The 11,868-nt window shown below is 61.0% G+C and carries 14 protein-coding genes and 1 pseudogene; 7 read left to right on the plus strand and 8 right to left on the minus strand.

Features of this window, described 5'->3' with window-relative positions; genetic code table 11:
* Nucleotides 1-19 precede the first annotated feature (19 nt).
* The gene (gene kdgT / locus BM438_RS31520; protein WP_093642943.1) at nt 20-1,042 is read right to left on the minus strand and encodes a 2-keto-3-deoxygluconate transporter; all 1,023 of its coding nucleotides are present in this window, start codon (nt 1,040-1,042) and stop codon (nt 20-22) included.
* A gap of 303 nt (nt 1,043-1,345) precedes the next feature.
* On the opposite strand from kdgT, the gene kduI reads away from it, so the two are divergent.
* The 3 genes from kduI to kdgR all read left to right on the plus strand — a co-directional run bounded on the left by kduI (nt 1,346) and on the right by kdgR (nt 4,001).
* A complete protein-coding gene (kduI, locus tag BM438_RS31525; protein ID WP_054039652.1) occupies nt 1,346-2,182 on the plus strand; it encodes a 5-dehydro-4-deoxy-D-glucuronate isomerase in 837 nt (278 codons plus the stop codon).
* A 61-nt stretch (nt 2,183-2,243) separates the two neighbouring features.
* Nucleotides 2,244-2,999, plus strand: a complete 756-nt coding sequence (gene kduD / locus BM438_RS31530) for a 2-dehydro-3-deoxy-D-gluconate 5-dehydrogenase KduD (protein ID WP_200653144.1) — start codon at nt 2,244-2,246, stop codon at nt 2,997-2,999.
* A gap of 120 nt (nt 3,000-3,119) precedes the next feature.
* The gene (gene kdgR, locus BM438_RS31535; RefSeq protein ID WP_093642946.1) at nt 3,120-4,001 is read left to right on the plus strand and encodes a DNA-binding transcriptional regulator KdgR; all 882 of its coding nucleotides are present in this window, start codon (nt 3,120-3,122) and stop codon (nt 3,999-4,001) included.
* A 67-nt stretch (nt 4,002-4,068) separates the two neighbouring features.
* Here the strand turns inward: kdgR and BM438_RS31540 are convergent, their stop codons facing one another.
* The 3 genes from BM438_RS31540 to BM438_RS31550 form a co-directional block, all read right to left on the minus strand.
* Complete coding sequence (locus BM438_RS31540; protein ID WP_093642949.1) at nt 4,069-5,001, minus strand: TauD/TfdA dioxygenase family protein; 933 nt, start codon at nt 4,999-5,001, stop codon at nt 4,069-4,071.
* Between the two features lie 171 nt (nt 5,002-5,172).
* Complete coding sequence (locus tag BM438_RS31545; protein ID WP_093642952.1) at nt 5,173-6,012, minus strand: Crp/Fnr family transcriptional regulator; 840 nt, start codon at nt 6,010-6,012, stop codon at nt 5,173-5,175.
* 259 nt (nt 6,013-6,271) lie between these two features.
* Complete coding sequence (locus BM438_RS31550) at nt 6,272-6,826, minus strand: cytochrome b (RefSeq protein ID WP_234486674.1); 555 nt, start codon at nt 6,824-6,826, stop codon at nt 6,272-6,274.
* 541 nt (nt 6,827-7,367) lie between these two features.
* On the opposite strand from BM438_RS31550, the gene BM438_RS46750 reads away from it, so the two are divergent.
* The 3 genes from BM438_RS46750 (at nt 7,368) to BM438_RS31560 (ending at nt 8,278) form a co-directional block, all read left to right on the plus strand.
* Entirely contained in the window at nt 7,368-7,496 is a 129-nt protein-coding gene (locus tag BM438_RS46750) for a hypothetical protein (RefSeq protein WP_279630571.1), read from the plus strand.
* 60 nt (nt 7,497-7,556) lie between these two features.
* On the plus strand, nt 7,557-7,955 hold the full coding sequence (locus BM438_RS31555; RefSeq protein ID WP_093642955.1) for a hypothetical protein: 399 nt from the start codon (nt 7,557-7,559) through the stop codon (nt 7,953-7,955).
* 74 nt (nt 7,956-8,029) lie between these two features.
* On the plus strand, nt 8,030-8,278 hold the full coding sequence (locus BM438_RS31560) for a hypothetical protein (protein ID WP_093642958.1): 249 nt from the start codon (nt 8,030-8,032) through the stop codon (nt 8,276-8,278).
* A 139-nt stretch (nt 8,279-8,417) separates the two neighbouring features.
* Here the strand turns inward: BM438_RS31560 and BM438_RS31565 are convergent, their stop codons facing one another.
* The 3 genes from BM438_RS31565 to BM438_RS31575 all read right to left on the minus strand — a co-directional run bounded on the left by BM438_RS31565 (nt 8,418) and on the right by BM438_RS31575 (nt 10,915).
* Complete coding sequence (locus BM438_RS31565; protein ID WP_093642961.1) at nt 8,418-8,666, minus strand: hypothetical protein; 249 nt, start codon at nt 8,664-8,666, stop codon at nt 8,418-8,420.
* Nucleotides 8,667-8,934: 268 nt separating this feature from the next.
* Entirely contained in the window at nt 8,935-10,107 is a 1,173-nt protein-coding gene (locus BM438_RS31570; RefSeq protein ID WP_093642964.1) for a 4-hydroxybenzoate 3-monooxygenase, read from the minus strand.
* A gap of 175 nt (nt 10,108-10,282) precedes the next feature.
* The gene (locus tag BM438_RS31575; protein ID WP_093642967.1) at nt 10,283-10,915 is read right to left on the minus strand and encodes a TetR/AcrR family transcriptional regulator; all 633 of its coding nucleotides are present in this window, start codon (nt 10,913-10,915) and stop codon (nt 10,283-10,285) included.
* A 270-nt stretch (nt 10,916-11,185) separates the two neighbouring features.
* Between BM438_RS31575 and BM438_RS31580 the strand changes: the two genes are divergently transcribed.
* Nucleotides 11,186-11,497 carry a hypothetical protein gene (locus tag BM438_RS31580; RefSeq protein ID WP_093642969.1) on the plus strand — a complete coding sequence of 104 codons (312 nt, stop codon included), beginning with the start codon at nt 11,186-11,188 and terminating at the stop codon, nt 11,495-11,497.
* Between the two features lie 68 nt (nt 11,498-11,565).
* Here the strand turns inward: BM438_RS31580 and BM438_RS31585 are convergent.
* Nucleotides 11,566-11,868 (minus strand): annotated as a pseudogene (locus BM438_RS31585) (threonine ammonia-lyase, biosynthetic); the annotation flags it as partial.

Genomic DNA, 11,868 nt, shown 5'->3' on the forward strand with positions numbered 1-11,868 from the left:
AGCCGCCCGCCCTACTCCTTCAAACGTGCACGTCCCGCTCATTGAGTGGCTGCGGCGGCGTGGTCGCTGCCGCAAACTCCTCACGCAGCGCATCGCGTGCATGATGCCGGCGCACCCATAGTGCGGTCAGAATCGGCACCAGAATCGCGGTCACGAGACACGCCGTCGCGACCATCGCCGTCGCCGCCGGCACCAGCGGCTTGAAGCGCGGAATCATCTCGCCGATGATCGCCGGATTCGCCACCGCGGCCCCCGCTGTCGACGAAGCCGCCAACCCCGCCGCCCCATTGCCGCCCGCGATCCAGCGGTCCGCGAGGATCAGCGGAATGCCCGTCACGACGATCACCCCGAGGCCCAGCACGATGCCTGGCAAGCCGCTCGTGACGATCACATTCAGGTCGATACCGTTACCGAGCGCGAAGCCGAAAAACGGAATCAGCGGATGCACGCAGCGGCCGAAGAACTCGCGCAGCTCGCTGTCCAGGTTACCCAACGCGAAGCCGATCAGGAACGGCAGCACCGCGCCGACGAACAGCCTCGGTTCGAAAAACGCGACACCCGTCGCGCCGAGAATGATCATGCTGACGAGCGGTCCCGATTCGATCGACATCAGGACGAACGCGCCCGCCTCCTCCTTGCTGCCGTATTGCTGCATCACGGCTGCATAGAGACCGCCATTGGTCATGTCCATCGACGTCGTGATCGCGAGCACCGAGAGGCCCGCGAACAGGCCCGCCTTGACGCCGTCGATCGGAATGAAGTGCGAAGCAACGATCGTCGCAATCCACGCCACCACCATTTTGGTCACGAGCAGCGTGCCCGACTTGCGCAGCACGACGCCGGTTGCCCGCAGGTCGATCGTCGCGCCCATGCAGAAGAACCACACCGCCAGAATCGGCACGGTGCCGGTAATCAAGCCATTGGTGAACGACCCGAGGTATTTCCCTCCGCCCGGCGCAAACGTGTGGACACAGGCGCCGAGCAGCAGCGGCACCAGCATCAGGCCGCCTGGAATGCGGTCGATGGCCTTCTTGAGCTTCATGCCTCCTCCATGGACTTTGCGTCCAGTTGCCGGGTGGATTACCCGATTCATGTCCCGTTCTTGCGCCGGGCGTCTCCCCTTTCGGCGCAATATAGCACCGCGATAGGAACAACGTTCCGTTTTTGATAGACTTCCTGATCATCGTTTACCCGCGTGTCATTCAGAATGCTTGCCACGCTTGATGTGGCAGTGCAGTATTTTCGGACCGCTGTTCCATATTTAAAATTCTGCGCTACAGTCGAGAACAGAACGCCGTCGTAAAACGGCTCGGCTAGACACCCCATCCGATCGGAGACAAGAGCAATGGAAGTGAGACAGAGCATCAACAGCGAGCACGCGAAGACGCTGGATACCGCCGGGCTGCGCAAGCAGTTCCTCGTCGAAGACGTATTCGAACGCGACGCGCTGCGGCTCACGTACAGCCATATCGATCGCATCATCGTGGGCGGCGTGTGGCCGGCTACGCGCGCGGTCGAGGTGCCTGGTTCGCTCGGCAAGGCAATTGGCGTCGGCTACCTGCTGGAGCGCCGCGAGCTCGGCGCGATCAATATCGGCGGCGATGGCTGGGTCGACGTGGACGGCACGCGCTATACGGTGCGCAACGAAGAGGCGATCTACATCGGCAAGGGCAAACAGGCCGTCGCGTTCGGCAGCGACGACGCGGCGCGGCCCGCCAAGTTCTACCTGAACTGCGCGCCCGCGCACGAGTCGCATCCCACCCGCACGATCTCGCTCGCACAAGCGTCGCCCGAAACGCTCGGCGACCCCGCCACGAGCAATCGCCGCACCATCTACAAGTTCATCGTTCCCGAGGTGCTGCCTACCTGCCAGCTCTCGATGGGTATGACCAAGCTCGAGCCGGGCAACCTCTGGAACACGATGCCGTGCCACACGCACGAGCGTCGCATGGAGGTGTATTTCTATTTCAACGTCGCCGATGACGCAGCCGTCTTCCACATGATGGGCGAACCGAACCAAACGCGGCACATCCTTGTGCATAACGAGCAGGCCGTGATCTCGCCGAGCTGGTCGATTCACTCGGGCGTCGGCACGCGTGCGTACACGTTCATCTGGGGCATGGTCGGCGAGAACCAGGTGTTCAGCGACATGGATCACATTGCGGTGCGCGATCTGCGCTGACGGCACGCATGTTTCCATTCTGGATAGCAGATACCTCAACGGCATCGAGGACCTACGCATAGTGAACAGCTTCGATCTGACCGGTAAGGTCGCCATCGTCACCGGCAGCAACACGGGCCTCGGTGCAGGCATGGCCATCGCGCTCGCCACGGCCGGCTGCGACATCGTCGGCGTGAGCCGCGCGGACGCCGGCGATACGGCCGCCCACGTCGCAGCGACGGGACGCCGCTTCGCGGATGTGCGCGCCGACCTCGCCTCGATCGCTCCGGTTGACGACATCGTGCGCGCCGCAGTCGAAGCGTTCGGCCGCGTCGACGTGCTTGTGAACAACGCGGGCATCATCCGCCGCGAGGACGCGCTCGACTTCAGCGAAGACGACTGGGACGCCGTCATGGACGTCAACCTGAAGAGCCTCTTCTTTCTTTCGCAGGCCGTGGCGCGGCAGTTCGTGAAGCAGGCAAACGGCGGCAAGATCATCAACGTCGCGTCGATGCTGTCGTTTCAGGGCGGCATTCGCGTGGCGTCGTATACGGCGTCAAAAAGCGGCGTGCTCGGTCTCACGCGGCTGCTCGCGAACGAGTGGGCCGCGCAGGGCATCAACGTGAACGCGATCGCGCCGGGCTATATGGCCACCGCGAACACGGCGGCGCTGCGCAGCGACGCGCAGCGTCACGATGAAATCGTCGGACGTATTCCAGCGGGCCGCTGGGGCACACCGGCGGATCTCGCGGGACCGGTCGTGTTCCTCGCGTCGTCCGCGTCGGACTATGTGCACGGTCATACGCTTGCAGTGGACGGCGGCTGGCTCGCGCGCTAGCGTGATGGCTGCAGAGGTCACGCGGCTCGCGCGACGCGGTATGCTCTCGGCACTGAAGGCGATCGGCATCCGGCAGTGAGCGGACTTTGATCGGTTTGGCATCAACAGGGAATCACGGACATGGCAGCAATGGGCAAGCAGCGCAAAGACGATGACGACGCAAACATGCAGGATGCGGATAACGCGGGCGGCATGGCTAACGAGCGAGGCGAATCGGCCTCGTCGATCGGTAGGGTCTTCGCGATTCTTGGCGCGATCGGCGACAGCGGGCAGATCGGCATCAGCGAATTGTCGCAGCGGCTCGGCATGTCGAAGACCACCGTGCACCGCGTGATCCAGACGCTGAAAGCGCTCGGCTACGTAACGCAGGAAATCGAAACCGAGCGCTACCGCTTGACGATCCGCCTGTTCGAACTCGGCGCGAAGGCGCTGGAAAGCGTCGATCTGGTGCGCGAGGCAGACGTCGAGATGCGCCGCATCGGGCAGGTGACGCGCGAAGCGGTTCACCTCGGCGCGTTCGACGAAGACGCCATCATCTACATCCATAAGATCGACGCCGATTACGGGCTGCGCATGCAGTCGCGCATTGGCCGCCGTAATCCCCTGCACAGCACGGCAATCGGCAAGGTGCTGCTTGCGTGGATGGACCCGGCCGAAGCGCGCGAAGTCCTCTCGCATGTCGAATTTCGCAAGTCGACGCAAAAGTCGCTCGCCTGTGCCGACGCCGTGTTGAGCATCCTGCCGCGCGTTCGCGAGCAAGGCTACGGCGAGGACAACGAGGAACAGGAAGAAGGACTGCAGTGTCTCGCGGTGCCGGTGTTCGACCGCTTTGGCCGCGTGATCGCCGGCCTGTCGATTTCGTTTCCGACGATGCGCTGCGGCGCCGACACGAAATCGCACTACGTTGCGCTACTCAAGGAATCGGGGCTCGCGATCTCGACGCGGCTCGGCTATCGTGAAGCAACGGCGCCGGAGCGTGTACCCGTTGAAGGGCTGGGCTGAAAACGCAGGCGCCCCGCAGAAATTCGATGAAATTCCGCGGGGCGCATTCATAAGCGGTCCGCGATGCTCAGGCAGCCTTCGCAGCAGGATTCGGTTCGACGCTGCGTGTAAAACTGCGGCGACCGTCGACGCTCACCGGCACGTCACCCTTCAGCGTCACGCGACGCACCACGCGGTGAGCATCACCATAGTCGTTGACGGCGTAGTGCTGGGTCGCGCGGTTGTCCCAGATCGCGACATCGCCCGCCTGCCAGCGCCAGCGCACGATGTTCTCGAGACGCGTCACGTAGGCCTGCAGCAGTTCCAGCACATGCGCCGATGCGCTCGGCGTGAGGCCAACAAAGCTCTTCACAAAATGACCGAGAATCAGCGTCTTTTCGCCGGATTCCGGATGCACGCGCACGACCGGATGCTCGGTCTCATAGCGTGTCGACACGAATACTTCGCGGTAGCGTTTGAGCGCCTCGGCATCTCGCCCGCGTTCGCCGACGTTGCCGTAGCTCGCGTAGTCGTATTCATTGCTGTGCACGGCCCACAGTTGCTCGGCGAGCGCCTTGAGCGGTGGCGGCAGATCGTCGTAGGCGGTGGCGGTGTTGGCCCAGACGGTGTCGCCTCCCACTTCAGGAATCGTCACACCGCGCAGGATCGACGCTTGCGGATATGCATCGACGAAAGTCACGTCCGTATGCCACGAATTCGCGCGGCCGCCGCGATGTGAATCGAGTTCGAGCAGATAGTCGCTGCCGTCCACCACCGGCACCGTGGGATGCGAGACCGGTTCACCAAGCAGCTTGGCGAAGGCTTCCTGATCGGCATCCTGCAGATGCGTCTGGCCGCGGAAGAAGATCACCTTGTGGCGTACCAGCGCGGCGCGAATCGCTTCGACCGTTGCCGATTCGAGCTGCCCCGACAGGCGCACGCCGCGAATTTCCGCGCCGATGCGGCCGGTGACAGGATGAATGTCCAATGCGTTGGACGTCGCGAGACTGAGATTCGACATGCGATGCAACTCCTCTGTTTAAGGACGAGACAGGTCAGCGCACCGCTTGGATCAATACTCGAGTGGCTCGGCCTGCTGAATCGATAAGCCATTATCGGCAGAGTGAGCGCCGCGAATCTATCGCGCTTTGGACACTTGATAGAAGCGCTTTTTATATCCTTATGAGTTTTCTCACGCGGCGTCGCTTACTTCCCGCAATGCGTCCATATCGATCACGGTGATCCGGCTATAGCGCACGTCCACGATGCCCTGCTGCACCAGCCAACGCAGTTCCTTATTGATGCTTTGCCGGGAAGCCGCCAATAACGCCGCGAGGTCCTCCTGCGAGAGCTTGATCGTCAGCTCCACGCCCCGCTCCGTTTTCTTGCCGTGCCATTCGGCAAGCCCGAGTAACTGATCAGCGAGGCGCGCGCGAAATCCGGCCAGCGCCGTCTTGCCCATCCGGCTATGCAACGCCCGGCTTCGCAGGCAGATCAGATCGAGCACGTTGCGCAACAACGCGGGCTCGCGAGCGAACAGTTCGAATAGTGCGCTGCCGGGAATGTGGAACAACGTCGTCGAGCCGTGCGCGCGCTGGTCGTGCATCGAGCCGCGCCGGTCCATCACCGGAATGAAGTTAATGACTTCGTTCGGCCACATGTACACCGCTACCGCACGCACGCCGGCCGAGTTGGTCCAGCTCATCTCGATCGCGCCGGAAAGGACGACCTGGATGTCGTCGCACGCTTCATCGCGCGCGAAGATCAACTCGCCGTTGGTCCAGGTGCGCAATTGGCCGGCGTCGCATAACGCGTCGATTGCGTGCGCTGGCCAACTTTTCAGGCACGGGTTGGCGGTGAACGCCGCGTGAATCGCGGCACGAACGCTCACGTCGAGCGAGCGGCCGTCACGCCGCGATGGGAACAACGGCGCGGGCCACGCGGGAGGAAGATGCACAGAAGGCGCTGCCGAGCGCACGACGGATGGCCGCCCCGCGGAATCCGGGTTGAATGCTTCGGTAAGTGTGCTCATGGCTGACCGGCAAGAGATGCGGTTGGACCTGAATGACTGACAAACAGTCGGTCCTCCGATCTAACCAGTGTTAGCGGCGCGCGTAAAAGACTTGTTTTTTATGTGCTTATCACGCACTCGGGAGTGCGATCGCGCGCCGATGCAATGACGTCGAAACCGCCACGATCCAGGCATCGGGGAGGATATTGGTGGACCCAGCTAGCCGCGGACGGAACACGGCTCACACGCGAACGACAAACCGCTAACGCACACTAACGAATCACGGCAGCATCCGCTGCAATGTCTGATCCTTGAGCACGAAACGATGAAACAGCGCCGCCACGATATGCAGTGCAATCAGCGCGAACAACACCCAGGCCAGATAGCCATGAATGTCGCCCATTTCATGCCCCACTGGCGAGCCGACCGCCGAGATGCTGGGATACGGCAATATGCCGAGCAGCTTGACGGACCATCCACGCGAAGACGCGTTGGCCCATCCAAGCAAAGGCACAGCCACCAGCGCAAGATAAAGAAGACCGTGCGTGATGTGTGAAACGACGCGGAAGAAAGGTGACAGCGATGCAGGCGCGGGCGTGTGTGTGAGACGCCAGACGATTCTCACCACCACGGCGGCAATCAGCGTTGCACCCACGCCGAGATGCCACGCGATCAGACCATCGGGCTTCGTGTCCTTATGAATATCCGGCATGGTCCAACCGATCACGAACTGCGCGGCGATCAATAAAACCACCAGCCAGTGAAGAAACCTGGCTACACCGTCATAGCCTGATGCATAGCGCGAGAAACTAGCCGGGTCCGTTCGCATGGTCATGAGAATGTGTTAGTGGCAGTGAAGCCATTGGATGGAAAAAGCTTATTTGCACCGAAGATACACGCATTCTGGGCGCACTGACGCAGGATGCTACGGATCAAACCTTAAGAAAAGCTGATGCCGCGTTTGACCATTTCCTTCACGCGCATGAGGCGGAAACACATCAGCGACCATCGAGAAAGTGCAAATCACAACACATCAGATCCGCTCACATCCCTAGTCTGCAACTGAATGTATCCGTCAAGCATACGTGTGCAGAGCTGCCACGCTCTGCTCGCTCCAGTTGTTCATATGCATGTGTTTCAACCTGCCCGAGCACCGCGGATGCATGAAGGCCCGACGTTTTTCATAGCGCGCTCAACGGGTTGCCCACCGATTTCTTCCTGGCGGACCGACTAATCGCAGCGCTGCAACGCGTCCCCATACCGTGTCACATGCGTGGCTGGCACGCGAATGAATCGACACGTCCTGTTACACACGAACACACCGGTAATCCAGTCGCTCAGTAGAGTTCGATCAAACGTAAAAGGAAGGCAACATCATGAAACGAATTTTCGCGCTGGTGCTGTTGGCTGTCACCCTCGGGAGTGCATTGGGCGGTTGCATCGTCGTGCCGGAGGGCGGCGGCTATCACGACCATGACCACTACCACGATCACGACCATTACTAATTACTAAGCGCTGCCCGAACGGCGCACTCCACTCTCAATCGTAAAACCCGAGAATAAAACATGAGCAATTCACGAAACCGCTGGCTGTCCATGGCGATCGTTGCAGGTCTGGGGATCGGTGCATCTTCTGTCGCGCTGGCGCACGTCGATGTCGGGGTCAACATCGGCATTCCGGGCGTGGCTTATGCGCCTGAGCCGGTCTATGCGCCGCCTCCGCCTGTCTACGCACCCCCACCGCCAGTGGTCGTAGTGAGTCCGGGCTGGTACGGCGAGCGCTATTACGACGGCCACCGCTACTGGGAACGCCGAGAGTGGGAAGAACGCCATCACGAGCGCGAGTGGCATGACGCGCGCGGCTATCGCGACGGCCCGCACGGCGACTGGCACGGGCACGGGCACGACGGCGACCATGGCGATTGGCACGGCCATGGCGATGACCACGGTCGGGGCGACCACTAATGCATGGGCCGGAGCAGCGTCACTGACACCGGCACGCGCAGGCATTCGCGCCACACCTTTTTAGGAGCGACGATTTGCAACGCAGCGATCCACGGCGTGTAAGCGCACAAATCGACGGCACGCTCATCTCCGCCGAATACAGCGAACAAACCGGCCAATTGTGTTTGCGTCAGGACGGCGCCGTGCTCCGCGAATGGTTTCCCCCTCATTCGTGGATCGCGATTGCGTCAGTGGCCGGCGCGCGGCACTGGGGTACGCGGCCCACCGATGAAGACCTTCATGCCCTGCTGCGCAACGAGATGACCTTGTTGCGCACGCCATAACCGTGTGACGGCCATGAAAAAAGGCCGGTCATTGGACTTGTTCCAATGACCGGCCTCTTATTTTCAACTCGCAGATTTTGAACGAACCTAACAGCGCCGCAATGATCCGCGTATTTCGTTGTGCGCTTTCGTTACGCCCTTACCGCGCGTTATAGATCGGCGGCGAATACGAGCTTACCGTCGTTTCACCGCCGCGACCTGCTTGCCACGTGCCGCGACTGGCCGAACCATAACCGCTAGTGTCGGCTTGAGCAGCGCCCTGCTGCGTGGAAACCTGCGCTTGCGTACCCTGCGCGTTTTGCGAGGCCGGTTGATTCGATTGCGCAAACGAAGCGATCGGGGCGCCGAGAACAACTGCAATAGCAACAGCTTTGATAAGCGATTTCATGAAACCACCTCTAGAGAGTGTCTTACACGCACTGCAGATGTCACATGTCGTGCAGTCGGTGGAAGGAGTCTAGGGGTCAATCAGGCGCGGATAAATCCTCCATTCCTGAATTCAGTGTTGCTTTTGACACGACAATGGCGGGAGCCTACCCATCAAGGGTTTGCCGGCGTGCACGGGGTTCGGCGGGGGTTCGTCTGAGCAAAGATTTCCAGCGCGCATTCTATAAACGCTGGCAATACAAAGCTGCGCGCGCTGATCTCCGTCCCGCTTATACGACGGCGATACCCACGTAGTTCTCCGCCATCGCGGTAGCCGCCGCACGCGACGTGGTCACGTATTCGAGTTCGGCCACCTGCAACTGCTGTTCGAACGGCGACGCGCCTTCAATGCGGTGCATCATGCTCGTCATCCAGTACGAGAAATGCTCCGCGCGCCAGATACGCTTGAGCGCGGTTGCGCTGTAACTGTCGAGCAGATCGGTGCGATTTTCGACGTAGAACGCGTTCAGCGCCTGGGTCAGCACACGCACATCGGCAACGGCGAGATTCATGCCCTTCGCGCCGGTGGGCGGCACGATATGCGCGGCGTCGCCAGCGAGAAAGAGCCGGCCATGCTGCATCGTCGCCGACACGAAACTGCGCATGCCGACAATGTTCTTCTGGAAGATCTTGCCGTCCACGATGTGCTGGCCGTCGTGCGAATCGACGCGCGCGTGCAGCTCGGCCCAGATGCGATCGTCGGACCAGTTGTCGACGGAATCCTTGGGATCGCATTGGAAATACATGCGCTGCACGTTCGCCGAGCGCGTGCTGACCAACGCAAAACCGCGATCGTGCCGCGCGTAGATCAATTCTTCCGACGAAGGCGGCCCTTCGCACAGAATGCCGAACCAGCCGAACGGATAGACGCGTTCGAAATCTTTGCGCAAGGCTTGCGGAATCGATGCACGCGACACACCCTGCGAGCCGTCGCAGCCGATCACGAAGTCGCACTGCAATTCGCACGCTTCGCCTTCGTGGCGATAGCGGATCGACGGCTGATCGGTATCGATGCCGTGCAGCGACGTCTCTGTCACGCCGAAACGCAAGGCCCCGTCTGCAGCCAGACGCGCGGCGACCAGATCCTTGATGACTTCGTGCTGCGCGTAGACCGTGATCGAACGGCCGGTGAGCCCGGTCAGATCAATACGGCGCCGCTTGCCTTCGAAAGCCAGTTCAAATCCGTGGTGCAGTGCCCCTTCGGCCTTCATGCGCGCGCCGACACCTGCTTCGGTGAGCAGGTCCATCGTGCCCTGTTCGAGGACGCCGGCGCGGATGGTCGATTCGATCTGTTCGCGAGTGCGCGATTCGAGCACGACTGAGTCGATGCCGCGCAAGTGAAGAAGATGGGAAAGAAGCAGGCCTGCAGGCCCGGCACCGATGATGCCAACTTGGGTGCGCATGAGTTGTCTCCTGAATGCGGCGTTTGATATGCACGCAGTTTGACGATCATGCGCTGTATCGCGCAACGCGATATGGAGGATATGCAGTATCTAGTTTTGAGATAATCGAGGTGCCGGTTTGAGCAGGCGGGAGACGCGCAAATGCGCCATCCCGTTGCCCAGACGGCTGTTGCGCTTACTCGGCCGATAACCGATCGTCCGCGTCGCTTTGCGTAGCCTCAAGGTAAACCCTGGCCAATTTCCGGATCTCGGCAAGCAACCTCCGCCGCACTGCGGGCTTCTCGTCGTTGGCCCCGGCGACTGCCTTGAGCACATGCAGCAGCACCACCGCCTTCGTCTCGGACTGCGCCTTCGTCAGATGCGGAATCGCGTTACGCAAAATCGTGGCAATGTTGCCGCGCGTCGTTTCGCGAAAACGCGCGCGCCGCTCGTCGCTGCCACCGCGCGAATCGACAAGTGCGACAGCCAGACTGCGCCGCGATTGCAGCGACAGCATGAAATCGACGAACGCATCGGCGAGCTGCCCCGGCGTCATTGCCGACGCCTGATCGGCGAGCGCGGTAAAGCTGCTCGTCGTGTCCTCCACATAGCGCGAAAGCAATGCATCCGCCAACGATTCTTTGGACGGGAAAAACCGGTACAGCGAGCCAATCGCGGTGTTTGAGCGCGCGGCGATCTCAGTCATGGTGGCCGCGTCATAGCCCTTCTCGGTGAACACCGCGACGCCCGCTTCCATGATTGCCGCGACCCGCAGATGCCCCCGTTGTCGTTTCGGCTCCTGCGCGCCGCTGGAAAGTGTCGTTGCCATATCGGAGAGTTTTAACTGCTGTTTTTTGCGAGCGTCGCTTCGCATTGTGAGGTGAATTTCAGCGTGCATGTTAACCCCGCGGCTAGCGACGGCCAAGATTACTGACGCAGCACCCCGCGTGCGCCGTTGTTCACCATTCGCAGTCCGGTCTGGTCGGGTTTGACTTATGCGAGGGCATCCTCTACTATCTTTTGCGAGGATATCCTCGCATAGTTGCGGCGCAGCCCTTGCCGCCCGATCACGTTTTTCGCTAACCAGACAAACCATTCCATGAGCTATCTCGCCCTGTTTTTCTCTGGCGCGTTTCTGTGCAATTGCGTCCCGCACCTCGCGAGCGGTCTGCGCGGCGAGCCGTTTCCGACACCTTTCGCGAAACCACGGGGTGTCGGCGATTCGTCGCCGTTGGTCAATGTGCTGTGGGGATATTTCAATCTGCTGGCCGGCTTCTATCTGCTAACGCGGCAGCCTGTCACGATCGGTGTGAATGCAAACTGCCTCGCTGTATTTGCAGGCGCGCTGGTCTTAAGCGTGTATATGTCCGTGCATTTCGGCAAAGTCTGGCAGGGTAAGCACGCTCGCTAACAAGCGAAGCAACGGCGCCTGTTGTCTTTTGCCAGGCGCCGTCTCCTGCCACGCTGCAATTCGCATTTCTATGCGAGGAACAAGCGGTACACCGGGTTCTGCGTCTCTTCCCAGTACGGGTAACCAAGCGTCGTGAGAAAGTGTTCGAACTCGCTGTTCTCGCTCTCCGGCACCTGAATGCCCACCAGAATCGAACTGTAGTCCGCACCCTGGTTGCGATAGTGGAACAGGCTGATATTCCAGTTCGGCGCCATCGACGACAGAAACTTCATCAATGCGCCCGGACGCTCCGGAAACTCGAAACGGAACAGACGTTCGTCGTGCGCCAGCGGCGAGCGGCCGCCGACCATATAGCGGATGTGCTGCTTCGA

Source organism: Paraburkholderia aspalathi (genome assembly GCF_900116445.1).
Lineage (GTDB): Bacteria > Pseudomonadota > Gammaproteobacteria > Burkholderiales > Burkholderiaceae > Paraburkholderia > Paraburkholderia aspalathi.